Source organism: Rhodobacteraceae bacterium LMO-JJ12, from assembly GCA_021555075.1.
Taxonomy (GTDB): domain Bacteria; phylum Pseudomonadota; class Alphaproteobacteria; order Rhodobacterales; family Rhodobacteraceae; genus JAKGBX01.
This window is the reverse complement of sequence record JAKGBX010000001.1, coordinates 1,256,060-1,279,797: the sequence shown is the minus strand read 5'-3', so window position 1 is coordinate 1,279,797 and position 23,738 is coordinate 1,256,060. Positions and strand designations below refer to the sequence as shown.

At 61.0% G+C, this 23,738-nt stretch carries 25 protein-coding genes; 9 read left to right on the top strand and 16 right to left on the bottom strand.

Translation table 11 applies throughout. The annotated features are described in order from the left end of the window. Positions 1 to 24: 24 nt before the first annotated feature. The 9 genes from murB to LZG00_06125 all read right to left on the bottom strand — a co-directional run bounded on the left by murB (position 25) and on the right by LZG00_06125 (position 7,634). The gene (murB, locus tag LZG00_06165; protein ID MCF3593580.1) at positions 25 to 954 is read right to left on the bottom strand and encodes a UDP-N-acetylmuramate dehydrogenase; all 930 of its coding nucleotides are present in this window, start codon (positions 952 to 954) and stop codon (positions 25 to 27) included. Positions 955 to 1,037: 83 nt separating this feature from the next. Continuing rightward, a complete protein-coding gene (locus LZG00_06160) occupies positions 1,038 to 1,334 on the bottom strand; it encodes a hypothetical protein (GenBank protein MCF3593579.1) in 297 nt (98 codons plus the stop codon). 4 nt (positions 1,335 to 1,338) lie between these two features. After that, positions 1,339 to 1,593 (bottom strand): DUF2484 family protein, encoded by a 255-nt coding sequence (locus tag LZG00_06155; GenBank protein ID MCF3593578.1) that lies wholly within the window; start codon positions 1,591 to 1,593, stop codon positions 1,339 to 1,341. After that, complete coding sequence (locus tag LZG00_06150) at positions 1,590 to 1,868, bottom strand: DUF2484 family protein (GenBank protein MCF3593577.1); 279 nt, start codon at positions 1,866 to 1,868, stop codon at positions 1,590 to 1,592. Before LZG00_06150 ends, LZG00_06155 begins: the two co-directional genes overlap by 4 nt. Continuing rightward, positions 1,865 to 3,058: an amino acid permease gene (locus tag LZG00_06145; protein MCF3593576.1), complete on the bottom strand. Its 1,194-nt coding sequence runs from the start codon at positions 3,056 to 3,058 to the stop codon at positions 1,865 to 1,867. The genes LZG00_06150 and LZG00_06145 overlap by 4 nt, the downstream gene beginning before the upstream one ends. Positions 3,059 to 3,185: 127 nt before the next feature. Beyond that, entirely contained in the window at positions 3,186 to 4,586 is a 1,401-nt protein-coding gene (murC, locus tag LZG00_06140) for a UDP-N-acetylmuramate--L-alanine ligase (GenBank protein ID MCF3593575.1), read from the bottom strand. A 52-nt stretch (positions 4,587 to 4,638) separates the two neighbouring features. Next, positions 4,639 to 5,742: a UDP-N-acetylglucosamine--N-acetylmuramyl-(pentapeptide) pyrophosphoryl-undecaprenol N-acetylglucosamine transferase gene (locus LZG00_06135; GenBank protein ID MCF3593574.1), complete on the bottom strand. Its 1,104-nt coding sequence runs from the start codon at positions 5,740 to 5,742 to the stop codon at positions 4,639 to 4,641. Between the two features lie 42 nt (positions 5,743 to 5,784). Continuing rightward, positions 5,785 to 6,951 (bottom strand): putative lipid II flippase FtsW, encoded by a 1,167-nt coding sequence (gene ftsW / locus LZG00_06130; GenBank protein ID MCF3593573.1) that lies wholly within the window; start codon positions 6,949 to 6,951, stop codon positions 5,785 to 5,787. 263 nt (positions 6,952 to 7,214) lie between these two features. Beyond that, positions 7,215 to 7,634 (bottom strand): cupin domain-containing protein, encoded by a 420-nt coding sequence (locus LZG00_06125; protein ID MCF3593572.1) that lies wholly within the window; start codon positions 7,632 to 7,634, stop codon positions 7,215 to 7,217. 180 nt (positions 7,635 to 7,814) lie between these two features. On the opposite strand from LZG00_06125, the gene LZG00_06120 reads away from it, so the two are divergent. Together LZG00_06120 and LZG00_06115 are read left to right on the top strand one after the other, a co-directional pair. Then, positions 7,815 to 8,996, top strand: a complete 1,182-nt coding sequence (locus LZG00_06120; protein ID MCF3593571.1) for an NAD(P)/FAD-dependent oxidoreductase — start codon at positions 7,815 to 7,817, stop codon at positions 8,994 to 8,996. Between the two features lie 137 nt (positions 8,997 to 9,133). Then, positions 9,134 to 9,796: a DNA-3-methyladenine glycosylase I gene (locus LZG00_06115; protein MCF3593570.1), complete on the top strand. Its 663-nt coding sequence runs from the start codon at positions 9,134 to 9,136 to the stop codon at positions 9,794 to 9,796. Between the two features lie 178 nt (positions 9,797 to 9,974). Here the strand turns inward: LZG00_06115 and LZG00_06110 are convergent, their stop codons facing one another. The 4 genes from LZG00_06110 to LZG00_06095 form a co-directional block, all read right to left on the bottom strand. Beyond that, complete coding sequence (locus tag LZG00_06110) at positions 9,975 to 10,391, bottom strand: c-type cytochrome (GenBank protein ID MCF3593569.1); 417 nt, start codon at positions 10,389 to 10,391, stop codon at positions 9,975 to 9,977. A gap of 35 nt (positions 10,392 to 10,426) precedes the next feature. Further along, positions 10,427 to 10,837 (bottom strand): cytochrome c, encoded by a 411-nt coding sequence (locus tag LZG00_06105; GenBank protein MCF3593568.1) that lies wholly within the window; start codon positions 10,835 to 10,837, stop codon positions 10,427 to 10,429. A gap of 89 nt (positions 10,838 to 10,926) precedes the next feature. Next, on the bottom strand, positions 10,927 to 11,331 hold the full coding sequence (locus LZG00_06100; GenBank protein ID MCF3593567.1) for a cytochrome c: 405 nt from the start codon (positions 11,329 to 11,331) through the stop codon (positions 10,927 to 10,929). A gap of 202 nt (positions 11,332 to 11,533) precedes the next feature. Further along, a complete protein-coding gene (locus LZG00_06095) occupies positions 11,534 to 12,079 on the bottom strand; it encodes a hypothetical protein (protein ID MCF3593566.1) in 546 nt (181 codons plus the stop codon). Between the two features lie 257 nt (positions 12,080 to 12,336). Between LZG00_06095 and LZG00_06090 the strand changes: the two genes are divergently transcribed. Next, entirely contained in the window at positions 12,337 to 12,750 is a 414-nt protein-coding gene (locus LZG00_06090; protein MCF3593565.1) for a metallopeptidase family protein, read from the top strand. Between the two features lie 126 nt (positions 12,751 to 12,876). On the opposite strand, the gene LZG00_06085 is transcribed toward LZG00_06090, so the two are convergent. Further along, positions 12,877 to 14,148 (bottom strand): FAD-dependent oxidoreductase, encoded by a 1,272-nt coding sequence (locus tag LZG00_06085; protein MCF3593564.1) that lies wholly within the window; start codon positions 14,146 to 14,148, stop codon positions 12,877 to 12,879. 603 nt (positions 14,149 to 14,751) lie between these two features. Between LZG00_06085 and LZG00_06080 the strand changes: the two genes are divergently transcribed. Together LZG00_06080 and LZG00_06075 are read left to right on the top strand one after the other, a co-directional pair. Beyond that, positions 14,752 to 16,332: a 2-isopropylmalate synthase gene (locus LZG00_06080; protein ID MCF3593563.1), complete on the top strand. Its 1,581-nt coding sequence runs from the start codon at positions 14,752 to 14,754 to the stop codon at positions 16,330 to 16,332. Between the two features lie 261 nt (positions 16,333 to 16,593). Further along, on the top strand, positions 16,594 to 17,640 hold the full coding sequence (locus LZG00_06075; protein ID MCF3593562.1) for a rod shape-determining protein: 1,047 nt from the start codon (positions 16,594 to 16,596) through the stop codon (positions 17,638 to 17,640). A gap of 78 nt (positions 17,641 to 17,718) precedes the next feature. Here the strand turns inward: LZG00_06075 and LZG00_06070 are convergent, their stop codons facing one another. Beyond that, the gene (locus LZG00_06070) at positions 17,719 to 18,192 is read right to left on the bottom strand and encodes a tRNA (cytidine(34)-2'-O)-methyltransferase (protein MCF3593561.1); all 474 of its coding nucleotides are present in this window, start codon (positions 18,190 to 18,192) and stop codon (positions 17,719 to 17,721) included. Between the two features lie 82 nt (positions 18,193 to 18,274). Then, entirely contained in the window at positions 18,275 to 18,769 is a 495-nt protein-coding gene (locus LZG00_06065) for a hypothetical protein (GenBank protein MCF3593560.1), read from the bottom strand. Between the two features lie 255 nt (positions 18,770 to 19,024). On the opposite strand from LZG00_06065, the gene mreC reads away from it, so the two are divergent. Genes mreC through rodA form a run of 4 tightly spaced genes read left to right on the top strand, consistent with a single transcriptional unit; the run spans position 19,025 to position 23,575 of the window. After that, positions 19,025 to 19,951 (top strand): rod shape-determining protein MreC, encoded by a 927-nt coding sequence (gene mreC, locus LZG00_06060; protein MCF3593559.1) that lies wholly within the window; start codon positions 19,025 to 19,027, stop codon positions 19,949 to 19,951. After that, entirely contained in the window at positions 19,944 to 20,483 is a 540-nt protein-coding gene (locus LZG00_06055; GenBank protein MCF3593558.1) for a rod shape-determining protein MreD, read from the top strand. Before mreC ends, LZG00_06055 begins: the two co-directional genes overlap by 8 nt. A gap of 12 nt (positions 20,484 to 20,495) precedes the next feature. Continuing rightward, positions 20,496 to 22,439, top strand: a complete 1,944-nt coding sequence (gene mrdA / locus LZG00_06050; GenBank protein ID MCF3593557.1) for a penicillin-binding protein 2 — start codon at positions 20,496 to 20,498, stop codon at positions 22,437 to 22,439. Beyond that, positions 22,436 to 23,575 (top strand): rod shape-determining protein RodA, encoded by a 1,140-nt coding sequence (rodA, locus tag LZG00_06045; protein ID MCF3593556.1) that lies wholly within the window; start codon positions 22,436 to 22,438, stop codon positions 23,573 to 23,575. The genes mrdA and rodA overlap by 4 nt, the downstream gene beginning before the upstream one ends. Positions 23,576 to 23,738 lie beyond the last annotated feature (163 nt).

Here is a 23,738-nt window from a genome sequence, read left to right as displayed (position 1 = left end):
GGTTATTGGTCTTGAATGTGCCTGTCATTCACCAGGGGCCGGTTCGCCGACCCTCATAATTTCCCATTCTAGCGTGATACCACTTGAATCGTAAACCTTTTTCCGCACCGATTCGCCCAAGGACTCAAGATCATCGGCGGTTGCCTGCCCGGCATTGATCAAAAAGTTGGAATGTTTCTCGCTCATTTGTGCGCCGCCAATGCGCGCACCACGCATCCCCGCATCGTCAATCACCTTCCAGGCTTTCAACTCGTGGCTGTCATCCGCCCGCCCCGTGCTGGAAAACCCGGCAGGGTTGCGAAATGTGCTGCCCGCGCTGCGTTCCTTGGTCGGCTGGGTCTCATCGCGCTTCTTGATCTGCGCCTCCATGCGCTCCGCTAATGCTGCGGGATCGCCCTCTGGCCCTTCAAATGTCGCCTCGACAATCACCCACCCTTCGGGCAACGCCGTCTGGCGATACTCAAAACACAGGTCTGCGGGTCTCAGCGTCACAATCTCCCCGGCCCGTGTCACCGCCTTGGCCTCGACAAACACATCCGCCACATACGAACCGTAACACCCCGCATTCATCCGCACCGCGCCGCCAATGCTCCCCGGAATGGTGCGCAGAAAACCCAGATCAATCCCGGCCTGCGCCGCTTTCCGGGCCACATGCGCATCCAGCGCCGCCGCACCCGCCCGCACGCGGTTGCCCTCGATCTCGATATGATTAAACCCGCGCCCCATGCGGATCACCACCGCCCGCAACCCCCCATCGCGCACGATCAGATTGCTGCCCACCCCCATCGGGAACACCGGCACCGCCGCGTCAAGACCGGCAAGAAACCCCGCCAGATCCTCTGCATCCGCAGGCATGAACAGCCAATCCGCCGGCCCGCCCACACGCAGCCAGGTCAACTCGCTTAGCATCCGGTCGGCGATCAGCTTCCCGCGCACTTCCGGCATGTCACTCATAAGACAACGTCCATCCTGTTTCGCGCCTCATATCTCAAGATACAGCCCCGCGAAAGCCAAGCTCTGCTCAAGGTTGCGCAATCTCAGCCCTCATCCCGCGCATCCTCTGCCAACGCGCGCATCCGCCCCCGCCACCATGCAATGCCCGCCCCGCCAAGAAGCCCCATGAGCCCCGGCATCAGGAACAGGAATACCAGGATCACACTGGCGATCCCATCCCAACCCGTCGTGGCGCTCTGCGCCTCAAACCATTGCCAGGCGACCACGACAATCAAGACCGCCACTGTGCCCCAGAGCAACCCCCAAGCCTGCGTGCGCCCTATGAAGAAGCCAAGCAAGCCTCCCGCCAACAGACACGCCGCCGGTATCACATATTGCATAATCCTACCCTTCCCTGCCCAACTTCCGCCTGAACCATCGCCATGAATATACCACAGGCCAACGCATCACGCTCATCGCGCCCGCAATCGCCAAAAACCCGACCCACCAAGGGTTTTCCCAGAATATCCAGACCAACAGCGGCACGCCCAGCGCCATCAGGGCATAGGCCTTGCGCCAATGGTTGTCGCGCGACGGAAGCATCGCCGCCAAATTCGCCACCAACAGCCATAAGAACATCGCGACCAGAGACAGCTTCATCCGCGCAGCTCCGGCGGCAATTCTGAAGGCAGTTCCGGCTGTTTCCCTCTGGCCTTGGCCCAGAAATAGCGCAGCGGTTTACGAAACAACGACACCAACGCCGCCACCCCGAACACGGCAAAGACCCAGCCATGCTGCCAGCCGATAAATCCGATCAACACCGGCGCTACAATCAGCAATGCCACCCCCGGCACATATTGCCGCCGCATCGGCAGCATCGCCACCACGGTGGCGGCCAGCACCCAGAAACACCCCAAGATCAGCGATGCGCTCACATCAAACCTCCCATGATCGAGCCCACAAAACAGCCCAGTGACAGCACAATGCCCAGCCATGGCCAGAAAATCGAGACCGAAAACTCCGCCTCCGGCTGCAACCGCTTCACCCCGATCAGCGCCGCGTTGACAATCGCAAACACGATCAACAGCGCCAGGGTCGTGACCTCTGCCAAGGTCGCCACCGGCAGAGTCAGCGCACTCCCGACCACAAATGCCCCCACCAGCACCGAGGCCAGAACCGGCGTGCCGAACCGGGCATGCGCTGAATAAAACACCCGAAACTCGGGCGCCCGCCGTCCCAATCCGAACAGCACACGGCTCGCCATCACGATCTGCGCCAACACACCATTGAGCGCCGCCGCCACCGCAATCGCACTCAGGAATACGGCGCTTGATCCCATGCCCGCCTCCCAGACCAACGCCAGCGGACGTTGTGATGCGCCCAACACTTCACGTGGCACCGCGCGCACCGCCGCAAGCGAGACCAACGCATAAAGCACCGCCGTAATCAGCAATGCGATGAGGATTGCGCGCGGCATCGTGTGGGTCGGGTCACGGGCCTCTTCGGCCATGTTCACCATGTCGTCAAACCCGACAAAGGCGAAAACCGCAAACAACGTCGCCGCCGCCAGCCCGTGCCATTCAAGAGGCGGCAGTGGCAGCACGAATTCCGCCACCGGCTCGGCGGCAAATCCAGCCCAGATCACCATGCCGAGGCCGAACACCTCGATCACCGTCAGGATCGCGGCAAAAGCCAGGCTTTCAACCACCCCGACAATCGCAATCCCGGTCAGCAACACGCCCAAGCCCACCACGGCCCAGAGAAACGGGATATCCACGAAAGACGTCAGATACCCCACCCCACCGCGCAGCACCGCCGCCGCCGCCACCGTGCCCGCGAAAATATTGACCAACCCCACCAGAACAGCCAGCCAATGCAGCCCCAACCCGGCCTCGACATACGCGCTATCGCCCGCCGCCTCGGGAATGCGCGCCGACAATTCGGCAAAACTCAGCGCCGTGGGAAACGCCACCAACCCGGCCAGCAGAAAAGCAAGCGGCGCCCACATCCCCGCTTCCCCGGCGGCCGCCCCGGTCAACACGTAAATCCCCGCGCCCACCATGATGCCCACGCCATAGGCGGTCAAAAGCCCCGGTCCGATCCTGCGCTGCAGCTCTTTCGCCATTCTCGCCACCGCCCCTGTGGTCGGGCCGCCCCTTCATCTTGCCGGAAATATTCCGGGGGGTGTGGGGGGCTGGCCCCCCGCTTTTTCCTGCGGTGTGGGGGCCAGCCCCCCACGTCTTACTGGGGTGCTACGTCGACAACTTCTCGGGCAGCGCATTGGCCCAGGCGCTGATCGTCCCGGCTCCGAGACAAACCACCATATCGCCCGGCTGCGCCTGTTCCTTCACCAGCCGCACCAGATCGTCCAGATCGTCAATCGCGCGTGCATGCCTGTGGCCATGCGCGATAAGCCCGGCCACCAGACCATCGCGGGTCGCCCCCTCGATCGGCTCTTCTCCGGCGCCGTAAACTTCGGCAATGGCCACCACATCGGCCTCGTTGAAGCACGAGCAGAACGCATCGAAATGATGGTGCAGGCGGGAATAGCGATGCGGTTGATGTACCGCGATAATGCGCCCTTCCGTGGCCTGCCGCGCCGCCTTGAGCACGGCTGCGATCTCGGTCGGATGGTGGCCATAATCGTCGATGATGGTCACGCCATTGACCTCACCCACTCGGGTAAAGCGTCGGTTCACCCCGCCAAACGCGGCAAGTGCATCGCGGATCTCATCGGTCTTCATGCCCAGATGGCGCGCCACCGCCACAGCACTCAGCGCGTTCGAAACATTGTGATCGCCGGGCATCGGCAAGATGCAATTCTCGATCACCTTACCCTCATTTTGCAAGGCAATATCAAAATGTGCCATGCCCTTGGCATAGCTGAGGTTCACCGCCCGCACATCCGCCTGCGCGTTAAAGCCGAAGGTAACCACGCGTCGGTCGGTAAGCTTGCCCACCAAAACCTGAACATCCGCATCATCCGTGCAGCACACCGCCAGACCATAGAAAGGAATATTCGAAACGAACTCCTCGAATCCCTTGTGAAGCGCCTCCTCGGTGCCCCAATGCTCCATATGCTCTGGGTCGATATTGGTAACGATGGCGATGGTCGCGGGCAACCGGTTGAAGGTGCCATCGCTCTCATCGGCCTCAACCACCATCCACTCGCCCTGCCCCACGCGGGCATTGCTGCCATAGGCGTGGATGATCCCGCCATTGATCACCGTAGGGTCGAATTTGCCGTGATCCAGCAGCGCTGCCACCATCGTCGTCGTGGTGGTCTTGCCGTGGGTGCCCGCCACCGCAATGTTCGACTTTAGCCGCATCAGCTCGGCCAGCATCTCGGCGCGCCGCACCACCGGCAATCCGCGCAGGCGCGCTTCGTCCAGCTCAGGGTTGCCCCGCTTGATCGCGGATGAGATCACAACAACCTCGGCCCCCTCCAGATTCTCCGCCTTCTGACCTTCAAAGATCGTCGCACCCGCCGCTTCCAGCCGATCCGTAATCTTCGTGCGCTTCAGATCCGAGCCTTGCACGACAAAGCCATGATCAAGCAGCACCTCGGCAATCCCCGACATGCCGATCCCGCCAATACCCACGAAATGAATCGGCCCCACATCACCGGGAAGTTTCGTCGCCGCTGCATTCATCGCCTGTCCCGCCTTTAACTTTCTTTAACTGTCGACCCATCGGGATCGCACTTCAATATCCCGGCTCACCCGCAAGCTGCTCTACCAGCGCCACCAACTCGTCCGTCGCCTCCGGCTTGCCCACCGAAACCGCCGCCTGCGCCATCGCGCGCGCGCCCTGCGGCTGGCTCAGCACCGCGTTGATCTGCTCGCCCATCACCGTTACGCTCAGTTTCTTCTCGGGGATCACAATCGCCCCGCCCGCCGCCGCCAATCCGCGCGCGTTGGCGCTCTGATGATCGCCCGCCGCCGCTGCATAGGGGATCAGGATCGCGGGCCGCCCGATCACGCTGATATCCGCGACCGAAGACGCCCCCGAGCGCGAAATCACCAATTGCGCCTCGCTCATCCGGCGCGGCACATCCTGAAAGAACGGCTGCACATCTGCGGCAATGCCCTGATCGTTATAATATTGTTTTACGCGCTCGCCATCCTCGTCGCGCGCCTGATGGCTCACCCGGACATATTGCAACATGTCATGGGGCAATTCGGCAATCGCGGGCGGCACCACATCGCTCAGAATGCGCGCGCCCTGGCTGCCCCCGATCACCAGGATCGACATCGGATATTCGCCCGGCGTGATATATGCCGCATTGGCGCGCTCCAACACGGCCGCCCGCACCGGATTGCCCGTGTGAATGCCTTCGACTCCCTCGGGCAGCTCGGTCGGCCACGTTCCACAGGCCACCACATCAACCCGTCGCGCGAAGATCCGGTTCACCCGCCCCAACACGCCATTCTGTTCATGTATCATCCGTGGCAGCCGCAAGACCCAGGCCGCAGCCATTGCCGGGATCGCCGGATAGCCACCAAAGCCGATCACCACATCAGGCCGGTCGCGCCGCATCCGCCAGACCTGGCCCAAAACACCACCCGCAATGCGAAACGGCACCGCCAGTTTGGCCAGCATCCCGCCACGCGCAAAGGTGGCGCTTGCCACCTGCTCGATCTCGACGGAATGGGGAAATCCACCAGTATATCGTGCTCCGCGCGCATCGGTGCTGAGCTTCACTCGCCACCCCTTGCGCAACATCACCTCGGCCAGCGCCTGTGCAGGAAACATATGCCCGCCAGTGCCACCTGCCGCGATTACGAGAAGTTTCTGCCGCTCTGCCATCTCACCCTCGTAGGTTGGGCATCATGCCCACCATCCAACGCCCTAGCGCCCACGGCCCCGGAAAATATCGTCGATACCGCCCTGTGGCCGTGTCCGCGTAAAGGCCAGAAGCATGCCCACCGCAATTCCGCCCGCAATCAGCGACGACCCACCATAACTCACGAACGGCAGCGTCATCCCCTTGGCCGGTAACAGCCGAACGGCCACACCCATATTGATCATCGCCTGCACCCCGAACATCACGGCAAGACCGGCCCCGGCCAGACGAATGAACGGATCGCGCTCGCGAATGAGTCGCATCAGCGAACGCACGACGACGGTCGCATAAAGCGCAATGATCACCAGCACAAGCACAAGCCCGTATTCTTCCGCCGCCACGGCAATAATGAAATCGGTATGCGCATCCGGCAGGCTCCATTTTACCTGCCCTTCGCCGACTCCAACGCCGAAAAACCCGCCCTCGCGGATCGCATTTGCGGCATAGCCAAGCTGCGTGCGCGGATCGACATCAGGGTTGAGAAACCCGTCAATCCGGCGCGCGAAATGCTCTGAAGAATTATAGGCGAATGACCCGCCCAAAACGACAAACCCGGCAATGATCACCAACAGGATCATCGGCGCGCCGGCCACGAAATACATCACACCCCAGCCAAACAGGATCAACGCTGCCTGCCCGAAATCGGGCTGCAAGGCCAACATCAAGACGATCAGCGCCGCCAGAATCAGCGACAGCGATTTGCCCGGCGGCCCGTTGATTTCCTGGCTCGCCGCGATCATCCACGCGGCCACCACGATAAAACCGGGCTTGAGAAATTCGCTTGGCTGTATGCTGGCAAACCCAAGCGAATACCACCGCATCGCCCCCTTGCCAAAATCAGTGCCAAAAAACGGCAAGCCAGCCAGCGCCACAAATGCGGCGAGAAAGCCCAGCACGGCCAGTCGGCGCACCAGATCCGGATTCATCATCGAGGTGATCAGCATCGCAACAATCGCCACGCCGCCAAACACCCCCTGCCGCATCACATAATGAAACGCGCCAAACCCGTTCTTTTCAGCCAGCGGCACACTCGCCGCGAGGCCCAGAAGCAATCCAATGCCAAACAGGATCAGGATGCACGACAAGGTCCACTTGTCGAGCGTGCGCCACCATTTCGGCAAAACCGGCTCGCCCTCGCGTACCGGCACCGTGCCATAGACCATCTCCGTCATGGATCTTTACCGCTCAATCTGCCTCAACAACACGCCCCATCTCCGGGGTCTTGAAGCCCCGTTTTCGGGGTCTTAGCAGTATCCTAGCACGGTGATTCGCTCATGGGAAGGTAGCGATTCGCGCAGGCCCCCAAAGAAACGACACAAGCGGGTTAAGGTTTCCCATACGGGCATTCGCACTGCGCCGCGTCGGCCCGCATCCCGCCGCCACCCCGCAAAAATGCAATAGCCGCCCCGAGGGAAAGAGGGGCGGCTATCGTCAGTCAATGCTCATGTGGGTCGTTTTCGGCGTCCGTTTGCGTCGCGTGCACCGTGCCATGCCGATGATCGGGCGGGCCATAGATCGCATAAAGCTTGATCGGCTCGTCCCCGATATTGGTGATGTTGTGCCACATCCCCGCAGGCACAAAGACCGCGAAATCCGCACTCACCTCTTTTTGATAGGTCATCTTGTCCTTCTCAGGCCCCATCTCGACACGGCCCTTGCCCTGTTCAAGGCGCAGGAATTGATCATGCGTTTCATGCACTTCCAACCCGATATCGCCGCCCACCGGAATCGACATCAAGGTCAGCTGAATATTCTTGCCCGTCCAGCGCGTGGTGCGAAAGTTGGGATTCTCAAGCGTGTCCTTCTCGATATCCACGACAAAAGGTTCGGCACCATAATCCTTGGTATCTGTCATATTCTGTCCCTTCTCAAAGCCTCTACAACTGATCCAAACCTATGCCCCAATTTAGCGCATTCAATCCCGTCGCCCCGTGGCAGATTGTCCAACAACACCCCCAAACCGAAGACCTCGCCGAGTACAGCCGCGCAAAATCCCCCTTGCCCTTCGTCCCTCCCCGGTCCACCCCCTTGCGCCATGGAAATCAACACCCTCATTCTCGGCGCCGGGGCCGCCGGCCTCATGGCCGCCGCCCATGCTGGCCCCTCGACTCTCGTGATCGACCACGCCTCGGCACCGGGCGAAAAAATCCGCATCTCCGGCGGCGGGCGGTGCAATTTCACCAATCTGCATTGCGACGCGTCGGCATTTCACGGCCAAAACCCGCATTTCGCCAAATCCGCGCTGGCCCGCTATACCCAGTGGGATTTCATCTCGCTGATGTCCGATCACGATATCGCCTGGCATGAAAAAACTCTGGGTCAGCTCTTTTGCGACGGCAAATCCACCCAGGTGGTCGAGATGCTGACCACGCTCTGTCATACGTCCGGCGCCGACATCCGGTTGGAAACCACCCTGAGCGATCTCACTCACGACGGCAGCCATTTCAAAGCCACCATCGCACGCGGCAACCTGCGCGAGACGGTGCAGGCGCGCAACCTGATCGTCGCCACCGGCGGCAAATCCATCCCCAAAATGGGCGCCACCGGCCTCGCCTATGACATCGCGCGCCAGTTCGGACATGACCTTGTTGAACCACGCCCCGCCCTCGTCCCGCTCACCTTCCCCGAAGGTCGCTTCACCCCGCTCGCTGGTGTCGCCTTGCCCGTCCGCGCACGCGCAGGCGGCGTGACATTTGACGAAGCCATGCTCTTCACCCATCGCGGCCTCTCCGGCCCGGCAATCCTGCAAATCTCGTCCTTCTGGCAGCCGGGCCAGCCGATCAGCATCGACCTTTCCCCCCAAAACAGCCTGTTTGACGCCCTGCGCACGCGCCGCCAGACCCAAGGGCGCAAACAACTTTCCACCGAACTTGGTCAACTTTTGCCTACGCGCCTGGCGGGCTACCTCGCTGAAAGCCTGTCGCTCAAAGGCAATCTCGCCGATCAATCCGACGACGCCCTGCGCGCTCTGAGCGATAGCCTGCACAACTGGCAACTCACCCCCTCGGGCACCGAGGGCTGGCGCACCGCCGAAGTCACCGCCGGAGGCATCTCGACTGATGCGATCAACTCACAAAGCATGATGAGCGCGCATCTCCCCGGCCTTTATTTCATCGGCGAATGCGTCGATGTGACCGGCTGGCTCGGCGGCTATAATTTCCAATGGGCCTGGTCCTCGGCCATGGCCGCCGCCCGCGCCATCGCGGCCCAATCCTGACCAATGACTTCCTCTGACCGGAACTATCCGGGGGGGAGGCCATAAAATTCTGTGAAATTTTCTGACCCCCGGGGCTGGCCCCCGCCCCGGCCCGCATCCGGCTTGCAACACCCCCGCGCGCGCGCCACACTCCGTGCATGCGCAGCTACAGCGAAATTTTCGACATTGCAGCCGCCCGCCATGGCGGCTCGGACCGACTGAACGCAGCACTCACCAAGCCACTTGCGCCCGAAGACCTCGCGCAGATCCCCGATGATCGCTGGCTGTCGCAAATCACCAAATGCATCTTTCAGGCAGGCTTCAACTGGAAAGTGATCGAGGCAAAATGGGACGGCTTCGAAACCGCCTTCATGGGGTTTGATCCGGGCAAATGCGCCTTCATGGACGATGCCACCTTCGACGGGTTGCTCACCAACCCGGCCATCGTGCGCAATGGCACTAAAATTGCCACCGTGCGCGATAACGCCGCCTTCCTGCTTTCGCTGCGCGCACACGGCGGCGCGGGCAAGGTCCTGGGCGGGTGGCCATCAGATGACTTCATCGGCCTGCTCGAGCGGCTCAAACGCGACGGCACGCGCCTTGGCGGCAGCACGGCGCAATATGCCATGCGGTTTATCGGTCGCGACAGCTTCATCCTGTCGCGAGACGTCACCGCGCGGCTGATCGCGGAAGGTGTGATCGACAAACCTGCAACTTCGAAATCAGCCCTCAAGGCTGTCCAGAGTGCTTTCAATATCTGGATGGACCAGAGCGGTCGCTCCCTCACCGAAATCAGCCAGACACTAGCGCGCAGTCTCTGAGGGATTGCGCCGCCTTCGGCGTCGCGGGGGGCCTCGCTCCGCTCGGCCTTGGTGGCGGCACCGATTACGTGTCACCTAAATTGGCGCGCCGGACATGAGCGGCGCGTCATGAGTAATTTGGGAAAGATGAAGCGGGACGTTTCCGCCCGAATTTAAAGGTGGAAACGCCTGGCCGCTCTCAGCGTTGGATGCTTTCGATATACAGCATCAGTGCGGCCAGCGGGCGCGGCACCGGGCTCAGCACACCGTCGCCGGTATCCACTGGCACCGTCGGCCCTTCCAGCAACAGGCCGAATTCCGGCATGTCCTGTTTGGGCAGCCGCCCGCGGGTGTAACCATCAATGTAAGACAAAACTTCGGCGCGCGGGAATACGCCCTTGGCCTTGCGCGTGAGCAGGGTCAGGTCTGCCGGTTTCTTGCCCCGGTCGGCACGGATTTCCCTCGCCAACTCACCATCGCCGCGCGCTTGTGCGCCGTGACACATGGCGCAGTTGTCCGCAAACAGCACAGCCCCCTCGCCGGGGCTGGGCATTTCCTGGCTCACACAACCGGCCAGCAGTATCACACCGGCAGCCACACCAACGGATCGTCGCATCCTCGTCTCCCTTTCAGAACGCATGCCTTGGCAACTCATTCCTGAATATCTTGCAGATAGGCCACCAGATCGGCAATCGCCCGGCTTGTCATCAGCGGCTGACCGCTGGCGGTTTTCAACGCCGTATCGTCGCCCTCAAAGAAATCGCCATAGACCGGCATCGGGCTGCCATGGCTGACCAGCGGGTCGCGCCCATCGATCCGTTGCACCACGCGCAGCGTCGGAAAGTCCCCACCATTGGCCTTGTTCAGCCCGCTCAGGTCCGTCGGCTGAATCAGTAAAACGCCCGACATCGGCCCTTTCCCCTTGGCATCTATCCCATGACAGGTGGCGCAATGGCGCTCAAAGAGCAGCGCACCCTCTTCGATCTCCTGTGCCGTGGCAGGCACCGCCGCGAACGCCACCACCAACCCGAATAGCGCCGTTTTCCAAGTATTCGTCTTCATCACCTTGTCCTTTCGCAACTCGCGTTTCTCAATGCACATTCTAACAGATCGCGCCAACATCGGGATTGATCCGCATCATGGTTTCCGTCTCAGCGTTGCAACGTCTCGACATAAGCCGCCAATTCCAGCAGAGCGACCGGCGTCATGATTTCTTCACCCGTGGGCGAGACCCAAATCTGCTTGGGTCCATCCAGAAGCGGGCCGAATTCAGGCATGACCGAGATGTCATGCTTGCCCGGATAGCCATGCACCGTAAGCAAGACATGCTCGGTTGGAAACACGCCGTCATTAACCGCCGTCAACACGCTCAGATCGGCGGGCGACACTGGCAACTTGTCGGCGACCGGCCCATCCCCCACACCGGCAGGCCCATGGCACATGGCGCAATATCGCGCGTAGATTTCGCGCCCTGGGTGCGGCGCCACGCTCGCGCAGCCGAGCAAAACCGTCAGCCCGAGCCCCCCACCCGTCATTAGTGCAATCAACCTGCTCATGTCGCCGCGCCTTTCTACCGTCGCGCTTGTCCGGGTCAGAATGGCCGAATGGGCGCGAAACTTCAATGATCCGGATCACTGCTTTTGCCCCGACATGCCAGGCCGGGCGTTCTGCCGGGCGGCGTCGCGCCCGCCCCTCTGCGCAAGACGAACGGTTGTAATCCTGCGCGCGCCCTGCACGGCGCGCGCCACCGCCATGCCCCTAATTGAGCGCTGGCAAATCAACGCCCCAGCGGATCGTCACCGGCGCGGGGGCAACGCCTTCGACCGGTGTCGGGCTGCCTTTGGAATAACCGGTAAGCCGCTGAAACTCTCCTTCGACCACCGCGTCGAGGCGATTGTTTTCAAAGCTGATCTCGCGCAGCGCCCCGTCGCCGCCATCAGGCCCCATCATCATGGGCGCATCAAAACCCTGATCGTCGAAAAGCTCTGCCGATAACAGGCTGAACGCCCCGCCGTTTCGTTGCAGCGTCACCTGCACCCTCGGCTGGCCCGGCGCACCATTCTCGCCGACGCCGACCCCAACCGTGTTTAGTGTCAGAAACGAGCCCATGATCATCTTCTGCTCGCCATATGCCGTGGACGTCTCATTGTCGTAAGGAATGACCAGTTGCAGCGTTTGCCCGCCCAACTCGACAGTCATCTCGCCCATGATGCTATAACGCGGTGCCAGATCGTTCGCCGCAACTGCCCCACTCACCACCAGGGAAAGCCCTGCCAAGCCCTTGAAAACTCTCTTGAAAAACACCTGCCTTGCTCCTCATTTCCAAGGTCTTGCACAGCCTGTCATACGCCCTTCAATGGTGTATCTCCTATAGGAGAATCCGCCGCATCGCCGGCGCAGAACGTGCCTCGTGCGCCCGCGGCCATGACACCCGCACACGGCCAAGACATCGCGTCCTCAACACGGGTGACCCATTTGAACTTGCGCGCCATCCAGAGTTTTGCCGAAACACGCGCTCGCCGCGCTTCCTTTTCACACGGCGCGCCCCCATATCCCGTCGCATGACACGTTCATTTGCCACGCCAGGCCGGGCGCCCTCGCTTGACGCCATCGAAGAGGTCGCCCGCGATACCATCGCGCATTTTCCCGCGCCGTTCCTCGGCCCGGCGCGCGCGGTGCTTTTGCGCGTTGCCGATTGGCCCGATGCGACAATGCTGCGCGACCTCGCCATCGGCGATCCCCTCGATCTTACCGGGCTTTACGAGGGCGTCCCGATGACCCAGAAATCCATGTTCGATTTTCCCACCCGGCCCGACACCGTATGGCTGTTTCGCGAACCGATCCTTGATGAGTGGCACGCCCGCGGTGATGTCACCCTTGCCGAACTTGTCGCCCATGTCACCGTGCATGAATTCGCGCATCATTTCGGCTGGTCCGACGACGACATCGCCAGCATCGACCGCTGGTGGGAGTAAATGCGGGTCTGGGCCTAGCCCGGTGAGCCCAGCCACCTCGCGCAACACCCGAAGCATGAAACGAAACGGGCGCCCGATCCGAAGCGCCCGCCAAATCTCATCTCGCAGGGCGTCACTCCGCCCCCCTCACCCTTCCAATTTGTTGACCTTCATCATCTTCATGATGGTCTTTTCATACCAGGGCTCGCTCACGCCCTTCTTCACCTTGCGGATGAAATACCACTCAAAACCCAGCTTGGCCCAATGCACCCATTTGCCTTCGCCAGTCCAGTTCACGTTGCGCGGCGGAATCTGCGGCATGGCCAAAAACGCCGCCCCGCGATCCCCGAAATCGGCCAGACACAGCGCATTCCATGTAGGTTTGATATGTGGCTCTTCTCCCGCCATGATACGCGGGATGTTCTGCGCCGTCGCCGTCACCATGCTCTCGATCATGAAGCCGGTTTTGGGCACACCCGTCGGCACCGGTGTCGCCACCGGCGGCGCGATGGCGATGCACACACCAATACCAAAGATGTTGGGATACTTCGGGTTACGCTGATACTCATCGGTGATCACAAATCCACGCGGATTAACCAACCCTTCAATACCCATCAGCGCCGGAATGCCACGGAACGCCGGCAGGAACATCTTGTATTTTGCCGGGATTTCGCGCGTGCCCTTCTCGCTGCCATCCTCATTTACTTCGGTGATATGCACCGCATCCTCGGTAAACTTGGTCGTCTTGGCGTTCACCACCCAGTTGATATCGCGATCCCGCAGGATCGATTCCAACATCCCCTTGGTATCGCCCACACCACCAAGACCCAGATGCCCGATATAAGGCTCGCTGGTCACAAACGTCATGGGAACCTTGTGGCGGATCTTGCGCCGCCGCAGGTCGGTCTCAATGGTCATCAGGTATTCATAGGCTGGCCCGAAACAGCTCGCCCCCTGCACCGCCCCGATCACAATCGGCCCCGGATCGGCACAAAACGCCTCCCAGTTATTGCCCGAAATCTCGGCGTGTTCGATCGAACAGACCGACGCAGTATGATTGTCCGGCCCAAACCCTTCAATCTCGTCAAACGCCAGATCCGGCCCGGTCGCAATCACCAGATAGTCATAGTCAACAACCCGCCCGCTCTCCAGCGTCAACCGGTTCGCCTCCGGGTCGACCTTGGTGCAGCCGTCACAGATGAAATCAATCCCCCGGCGCTTCATCACTGGCGCAAGATCGACAATAATTTCTTCTTTCTTGCGCCAGCCAACCCCGGCCCAGGGGTTTGACGGGGTAAACTGAAAATAGGGTTTGTTCGAGATCAGCGTCACGCTGTCGCCAGATGAGAGCGTATCCTTCAACTCATAAGCCTGGATCGTCCCCCCCAATCCGGCCCCCAATACGACGATATGCGCCATTTTGTATTCTCCTGCAGTGGCGACCACCGCCGCCAGGTTCGCGTTTAGTCGCGGGCCAAACCCCGTCCCTCGGGCCGACCGAATGCTAAAATTCTAAAGTAGTATTGCACATCACAACATGTGACACATTAATCAATTCGAATATGTCTTCTTTGATTCATATCATGGCGCGCCGCGTAAAAAGGCCAGCGCACTTACTAAAACGTCGTGAGACGCCCACACAATTGATATGTTGCACGCCGCAATTTCCGGCCCGCTCAGGCGCCTCAGATCTGGCGCGCGTCCTTATCCTCGTGCCAATTGCCATCACCCGGCCCCGCCACATGGGTCTATCCCCACACATAAGCGCTCGGTTGCGCGCGCCTCTCAGGTCAAATTTTCCTGCTGCGGCATTTTGGGCTTTATCTTCGCGGCTCCCCGCGTATAACTTGCCCGCATGTTGACGCAGACGCATATCATTTCCTTGATTTCCAGCCCCGCCCACGGGCCGCTGGCCGCGCTGCTATTCCTTAGCCGCCTCTGAGCGTGCCGTCCTGGCGCGAACGCTCAGGGGATATCGCTTTCGCGCCAAGAGGCTAAGGACAAATCAAAAGAGACCCTGAAATGACTGATACAAACACCCGCACGACTCCCCGCGACCGCGTCCTGATTTTTGACACGACCCTGCGCGACGGCGAACAATCCCCCGGCGCCACAATGACCCACGAGGAAAAGCTCGAAATCGCCGAAATGCTCGACGATATGGGGGTCGACATCATCGAAGCCGGCTTCCCCATCGCGTCCGAGGGCGATTTCCGCGCCGTGAACGAGATCGCCAAACGTTCGAAGAATGCGGTAATCTGCGGCCTGTCGCGCGCCAGCTCCAAAGATATCGACCGCTGTTGGGAGGCCATCCGCGACGCCGCCCAACCGCGCATCCATACGTTTATCGGCACCTCGCCACTGCACCGCCAGATCCCCAATCTGACAATGGATGAAATGGCCGAGCGTATCCACGACACCGTGACCCACGCGCGCAATCTCTGCGACAACGTGCAATGGTCGCCGATGGATGCCACCCGCACCGAATGGGATTATCTCGCCCGTGTGGTCGAAATCGCCATCAAGGCCGGCGCCACCACGATCAACGTGCCAGATACCGTCGGCTACACCGCCCCGGAGGAATCCGCCGACCTGATCCGCCGCCTGATCGCCGAAGTGCCCGGCGCAGACGAGGTGATCTTCGCCACCCATTGCCACAACGATCTCGGCATGGCGACCGCCAACGCACTGGCCGCCGTGGCCGGTGGCGCGCGTCAAATCGAATGCACGATCAATGGCCTTGGCGAACGCGCCGGTAATACCGCCCTGGAAGAGGTCGTCATGGCGCTCAAAACCCGCCACGACATTCTGCCGTGGACTACCGGTGTGGACACCACGAAAATCATGGCGATCTCACGCCGCGTCGCCACCGTTTCGGGCTTCCCGGTGCAATTTAACAAGGCCATCGTCGGCAAAAACGCCTTCGCGCATGAAAGCGGCATCCATCAGGACGGCATGCTCAAAAACCCTGAAAATTTCGAGATCATGCGCCCCGAACATGTTGGTCTGGCCTCCTCCACCCTGCCCTTGGGCAAGCATTCGGGCCGTGCCGCCCTGCGTGACAAGCTCCACCAACTGGGGTTCGAGGTCGGAGACAACCAACTCAAAGATGTTTTTGTCCAATTCAAAGACCTGGCCGACCGCAAGAAAGAGGTGTTTGATGACGACATCCTTGCGCTGATGCGCGTCGGCGAAAGCACCGAAAACGCCCGCCTCAAGCTCAAAACCCTGCGCGTCACCTGCGGCACCGGCGGCCCCGCCGAAGCCACCTTGGTGATGGAGATCGACGGCGTCGAGAAAACCGCCGTTGAAAGCGGCGATGGCCCGGTCGATGCCAGCTTCCGCGCGATCCGCGCGCTGCATCCCAACACCGCCCATCTCGAACTCTACCAGGTCCACGCCGTGACCGAAGGCACCGATGCCCAGGCCACCGTTTCGGTGCGCCTCGAAGAAGACGGCAACATCGCCACCGGCCAATCGGCCGATACCGACACCGTTGTCGCCAGCGCCAAGGCCTATATCCACGCTCTCAACCGTCTGCTCACGCGACGTGGCAAGCTCGGTGAAGACCAAAAGGAAATCAACTACCGCGACCTGAGCTGACCCAATCAACCGGACGGCGCAAATCCGCGCGCCGTCCGCCTTCATCTTGCCGCAAATATCCCAGGGGTGAGGCCGCAGGCCGAGGGGGCAGCGCCCCCTGTTCACGCGCATTCCAAATTACCCCGCCTGCGGCGGTATCGCGCTCACCTGATCACCATTCCCCTCTTCCACCCATCAGCCCGCCCGCCTATACAGGGGCGCCTGCAACCCGGTAACTCCGAGTCGCTGAATTGCTATCTTGTGCCAAAGGAACCCCCCGACATGTCGATATTCGATAAGATGCCCGGACTATTCGCATCCGACATGGCGATCGACCTCGGCACGGCCAACACGCTGATTTACGTCAAGGGCAAGGGCGTCGTGCTGTCCGAACCCTCGGTCGTAGCCTATCACGTCAAGGATGGCGTCAAGACGGTGCTTGCCGTCGGTGAAGATGCCAAGCTGATGCTGGGGCGCACGCCAGGCTCCATCGAAGCCATCCGCCCGATGCGCGATGGTGTGATCGCCGATTTCGACACGGCGGAGGAAATGATCAAATATTTCATCCGCAAGGTTCACAAACGCTCGACCTTCTACAAACCCAAAGTCATCGTCTGCGTCCCCCACGGTGCCACCCCGGTTGAAAAACGCGCGATCCGAAGCTCGGTTCTGGCCGCTGGTGCGCGCCGCGCTGGCCTCATTGCCGAGCCGATTGCCGCCGCCATTGGCGCTGGCATGCCAATCACCGATCCCACCGGCAACATGGTCGTCGATATCGGCGGCGGCACCACCGAAGTGGCCGTGCTGTCGCTTGGCGATATCGTCTATGCCCGCTCGGTGCGCGTCGGCGGCGACCGCATGGATGAGGCGATCATCGCCTACCTCAGACGCCAGCAAAACCTGCTGATCGGCGAATCAACTGCCGAGCGAATCAAGACCTCTATCGGCACAGCACGCATGCCTGATGACGGACGCGGCCAATCCATGCAGATCCGCGGTCGTGACCTGCTGACCGGCGTGCCCAAGGAAACCGAAGTTTCCCAGGCCCAGATCGCCGAAGCCCTTTCCGAACCCGTTCAGCAAATCTGCGAAGCGGTGATGACCGCGCTGGAAACCACACCCCCTGATCTCGCCGCCGATATCGTCGATCGCGGCGTCATGCTCACCGGCGGCGGCGCGCTCTTGGGCGAACTTGACCTCGCCCTGCGTGAAAGCACCGGGCTTGCCGTTTCGATTGCCGACGAATGCCTCAACTGCGTCGCGCTTGGCACCGGCAAGGCGCTGGAATTCGAAAAACAACTCCGCCACGCGATTGACTACGACAGCTAAGTCGGCGGTCGCGCTGCAACTGGATTTAGGCACTGCCGGTTTTGTCTGCAGTGCCAACAATCCCCCCAACGCCCGCTTTTAACCGCCCAGTTGACCACGCATCGCTTGATAGATGACTGCTGTGGCGACATTCGCCAGATTGAGCGATCGAACACGTGTATCAAGCATCGGCAAGCTGAACGTCCGATCCTCCACCTCAGATAGTATTTCCAATGGCAAGCCCTTGGATTCACAGCCAAATACCAAATAACCATCTAGTTGATAATCAGCATCATAGAGGGTTTGGGCGCCGTGTTCTTCAAAGAAGAACAGCTTTTCGCGGCCTGGCTTGCGCACCTTCAGAAAACTATCCCAACTGTCATATTCGCTCAGATTTACGTATTTCCAATAATCCGTCCCGGCCCGCCGCACGGCTTTCTCGTCAAGAGAAAACCCGTAAGGTTTGATCAGTATCAACTCCAGGTTCAACGCAACGCACGTCCGGCCGATAGCGCCAGTATTGTAGGGGATCTCGGGTGTTACCAACACGATTTTCATGCGCGGATCAGACATAGGATATGTGGACTTTCTCAGTCGTGGACGCATCAATAACCATGCATCGCATATTCATTTTCGATAAATTGAGTTCGCAAAACTACCGCTTTTCAAGGTATTGATGCGCCTCAAGAAGTGTTGTGGCCAACCCCTCAAAAAAGCCCGGAACGTCAACATCTATTAGCCCCGAAGTGGCATGCCCCTCGCCTGATTTGACACTTTCGACAAGCTTCAGTTGAAAAAGTGTGCTCGGAGCGTCAAGCAATTCCCGATAACTCGCGCCTGTTCCGTGCTTGAGCACGTTAACTGCAAGGTAATACTGGTGAATCCTTTCGGCCAGATCATCACGCCCGGAAGCCAACAGCGATGCCTTCAATTTTCGTGAAAACGGACCGCGTTTGAAATGATGCTGCATTCGCGACTCAAAAAGAGTGAAAATATCAACCGCTGCCAATTCAAGGGCGGCATTCGCAGCGCAAAGCTCTTCAACTTGCGCATCAGAACCATTCTGCCCGTCCAACTCTTCCCGAATGGCCGAAATTTTATCTTCTAACACCTTTGCGTTGGCCCGTGCCGCCGCAACCAGTTCTGGCACGCTCTGTGAAGTCTTCATCGTTCATTCTCCTAAAGGTCCCCCTCCCTTATGCTAAGCAACAAGGAATGATAATGGCTGGAAGGCTTCATTGTTTGCCGCATGAACGTCATTCACACGAACCCTGCACACGAGCGGTCATCTGCCGCGCTGCAAACGACTGTCCTACTCGCCTCAAACTCGCCCCCCCCCACTCCCACACATTCGTGAGCCTTTTCCCTCTCAACCTCCCTCATTGCCCATGGTATAACTCCACGCATGGCACGCGACCGCGCACAATCTGATGATTATACCGGCCCGCTCAAGCGGCTGATGGGCGCGATTCTCGTGCTGTTGCTGCTCGCCCTCTTCCTGGTCTGGCGAATCGACAGTCCGCGCGTCGAACGCTTCCGCGCCCAGGTGGTCGATCGGGTCGTCCCCAGTTTCAGCTGGGCAATGGCGCCCGTCACTGCATCGGTCAACCTCTTGCGCGATTTTCAGAGCTATCAAAGCCTGCATGAACAAAATCAGGAGCTCAAACGCGAGCTTCAGAAGATGCGCAAATGGAAAGAAGCCGCCGTGCAACTGGGTCAGGAAAATGCCCGCCTGCTCGATCTCAACAAGGTGCGCCTCGATCCGCGCCTGACCTTCATCACCGGCGTCGTCCTTGCCGATAGCGGCTCCCCCTTCCGCCAGTCGGTGCTGCTCAATATCGGCGCACGCGACTCCATCCTTGATGGCTGGGCGGCGATGGATGAAATCGGGCTGGTCGGGCGCATCTCGGGGGTTGGCGAAAACACCTCGCGCGTGATCCTGCTCACCGATGCCAGTTCGCGCATCCCCGTCACTATTCAGGCGTCCGGGCAAACCGCCCTTCTGGTGGGCGACAATACCCTCTCGCCCTCCATCGAATTCATCGAAAACCCCGATATCGTGCGCCCCGGTGATCGCGTGGTCAGTTCCGGTGACGGTGAAGTCTTCCCACCCGGCCTTCTGGTGGGCGAAATCGCGGTCGATCCCGGTGGGCGGATGCGGGTGCGGCTGGCAGCAGACTACGAGCGGCTCGAATACCTGCGCGTGCTGCGCCATCATGGCCGCGAACGCATCCTCGATCCCGGTCAGCTGATCGTGCCCGAACCCCTGACAGCCACCGATGGCGCGCCATCTCCCGCCGCCGTCATACCGACGGAGGGCACCGATGGATGAAGTCTCCCTCCTGCGGCTCTGGCTGATGCGCTTCGGTTTTGCCTTTCTGGTGTTGGCGATCCTGTTTTTTCATCTGCTGCCTCTGGAAACCACGCCGCGCCGCTGGGCCGGGCCTGATCTGGTGCTGGGTTTTGCCTTTGCCTGGGTGCTGCGCCGCCCGGAATACACGCCCGTCCTGATGGTCGCCGGACTCTTGCTGCTTGCCGATCTGCTGCTTGGCCGCCCGCCGGGGCTCTACGCCGCGCTGTCATTGATCGCGTTCAACAAACTCTCCGCGCGCCGCCAATCCCTCAGCACGATGCCGTTTTCCGTCGAATGGATCACCGTTTCCTTCGCCTTTATCGCCGTGATGCTGGGCTATCGGCTGATCCTGTCGCTCCTGCTGGTCAACCCGCCCGGCCCGGGCCTCTTCCTCAGCCAACTGACGATGACGGTGCTCACCTACCCGGTGATCGTGTTGATCAGCCGCTATGCCTTCGGCCTGCGCGCTGTTGGCCTCGGCGAGATCAACGCGCTCGGACAGCGGCAATAGGAGACAGCGGCAATGCGACGATCCCCCCGTGACACCGCCCAATCGCACCGCATGGTGACCCGCCGTGGCCTGCTGCTCGGCGGTATGCAGGTCGCCGCCTTGGGCGGGTTGGCGCTACGCATGCGCTTCCTTCAGGTCGATCAGGCCGATCAGTTCCGCTTTCTCGCCGAAGAGAACCGCATCTCGATCCGCCTGATCCCGCCCGCGCGCGGCGAAATCTTCGATCGCACCGGCCGCTTTGTGGCGCGCAACGTGCCGTCCTATCGCATCACCATGACCCGTGAAGAGGCCGGCGATGTCGACGCCGTCCTCGTGCGCCTGTCACAGATCATCACGCTTGATCCCGAAGCGGTCGCCGACGCACGCGAAGAGATGCGCAAGCGCCGTGGCGACACGCCGGTTTCCGTGGCTGACCGCGTCACCTGGGAGGAGTTGTCGCGCGTCGCGATCAACGCCCCCGCCCTGCCCGGTGTCACCCCCGAAGTCGGCCTGTCGCGCACCTATCCGCTCGGCCCCGACTTCACCCATGTGGTCGGCTATGTCGGCCCGGTCTCCGACTATGACCTCTCCAGGATCGAAACTCCCGATCCGCTGCTGCGCCTGCCCCGCTTCCAGATCGGCAAGATCGGCCTTGAGGCGCGCGAGGAAGAACGCCTGCGCGGCAAGGCCGGCATCAAACGCGTCGAGGTCAACGCCGCCGGGCGCGAAATGCGCGAACTTGACCGCCAGGAAGGCGAAGCCGGCTCCGACATCCAGCTCACCATCGACCACATGCTGCAAAACTATGTTCAGGCGCGCCTTGGCGACGAAAGCGCCGCCGCAGTGGTGATAGATTGCGAAAGCGGTGACATCCTCGCCGTCGCCTCGGCGCCCACGTTCGATCCCAACCTTTTCGTCAACGGCATCTCGACCACCGATTACAACGCCCTGCTGGAAGATGATCACCGCCCGCTCGTCGCCAAGTCGGTGCAAGGGCTCTACCCGCCCGGCTCAACCTTCAAGATGGTCGTGGCGCTGGCCGCTCTCGAAGCCGAGATTATCGACCAGAAAGACACTTTCAATTGCAAGGGCGTGCTCGAAGTCCACTCCTCGCGGTTTCACTGCTGGAAACGCGCCGGTCACGGCAACGTCGATCTCAACCGGAGTTTGCGCGAAAGCTGTGACATCTTCTACTATGAACTGGCACTGGAAACCGGGATCGAACGGATTTCCGCGATGGCAAAACGCCTCGGCATCGGCGAAAAATTCGACATCCCGATGTCCTCCGTCGCCTCCGGTGTCGCGCCCACCAAAGAGTGGAAACGCGCCACCAAGGGCGAGGACTGGGTCATCGGCGACAGCGTCAACGCCGCCATCGGTCAGGGCTTCGTTCTGGCTTCGCCGCTGCAACTGGCGGTAATGACGGCGCGCATCGCCACGGGTCGCGGGCTCACCCCTCGGCTTATCCGCTCGATCGACGGCGTCGAACAACCCTCCCGACAAGGCGAAACTCTCGGCCTCAACGAAAACCACCTGCGCGCGATACGCAAAGCAATGTTCGACGTCTCCAACCACCAACGTGGCACCTCATACAGCTCGCGCATCGTCGCCGAAGGCTTCCGCATGGCTGGCAAGACCGGCACTTCCCAGGTCCGCCGCATTACTGCCGCCGAACGGCGCGCGGGCGTGACCCGCAATCAGGATCTGCCGTGGAACCGCCGCGACCACGCGCTCTATGTCGACTTCGCCCCCTTCGACAATCCGCGCATCGCCGTGTCAGTTGTCGTCGAACATGGCGGCGGCGGCTCCACCACGGCAGCCCCGATTGCGCGCGACATCACACTCCAGGCGCTCTATGGCGAAGACCCGCCGCTCGCCGCCTACCCCTCAAAAGATCGCGGTCGCATCCGCGCCCAACAGGAACAACTGAGCAAACTCCGCCCGCCCGAGGAAAATGACAGGCCAGGGCGCGCATGAGCTATCTCGAACACACGGTTCAGCACGTCCCCTCCGGCCCGCGCAAGATGCTGTTCCTCAACTGGCCGGTGGTGCTGTTGCTGGCGGCGGTCGCCTGTCTCGGCTTCCTCATGCTCTATTCCGTGGCAGGCGGGTCGTTTTCGCCCTGGGCCGAACCCCAGATAAAACGCTTTGGCCTCGGGCTCGTGGTGATGATCGTAATCGCCATGGTCCCGATCTGGTTCTGGCGCAATGTCGCGCTGGTCGCCTATCTCGGCACCATCGCGCTCCTGGTTCTGGTGGCAATGTTCGGCGCCGAGGGCGGCGGTGCACAGCGCTGGATCGACCTCGGGTTCATGCGCCTGCAACCTTCCGAGTTGATGAAGATCACCCTGGTGATGCTGCTGGCTGCCTATTACGACTGGCTGCCGATCAACAAGGTGTCGCACCCGCTCTGGGTCGCCCTGCCGGTGCTGCTGATCCTGCTGCCCACCGCGCTCGTGCTACGCCAGCCCGATCTCGGCACCGCGATCCTGTTGCTCATGGGCGGCGGCGCGGTGATGTTCATCGCCGGGGTGCATTGGCTCTATTTCGCCGCCGTCATCGCCTCGGGCGTCGGCGTCGTTACGGCTGTGTTTCAATCGCGCGGCACCCCTTGGCAATTGCTCAACAACTATCAATACCGCCGCATCGACACCTTCCTCGATCCCGCCGCCGACCCCTTGGGCGCAGGCTATCATATCACCCAATCCAAAATCGCGCTGGGGTCCGGCGGCTGGACCGGGCGCGGCTTCATGCAAGGCACCCAAAGCCGCCTCAACTTCCTGCCCGAGAAACATACCGATTTCATCTTCACCACCCTGGCCGAGGAGTTCGGCTTTCTCGGCGCTGTCTCGCTTCTCGGCCTTTATGCGCTGATCATCTTCTTCTGCATCGCTTCGGCGCTCTCTAATGCCAATCGCTTCGCCGCCCTCTTGACGCTCGGCATCGCCACCACGTTCTTTCTCTATTTTGCCGTCAACATGTCGATGGTTATGGGGCTGTTGCCGGTTGTCGGCGTGCCGTTGCCATTGGTCAGCTATGGCGGCTCGGCGATGCTGGTGCTGATGATGGCCTTTGGCCTCGTGCAATCGGCCCACGTCCATAAACCCCGCTAACCGCTCGCCGCCTTCACCCCCCACATCCTCCGCCCCCATCCCCACCCGTTCATCTTGCCCGAAATATCCCGGGGGTGTGGGGGCTGGCCCCCACTTGGTTCTGAGTGTGGGGGCTGGCCCCCACTTATTCCAGCACGCATGTCAGCACTCAACAGCCGCCGAT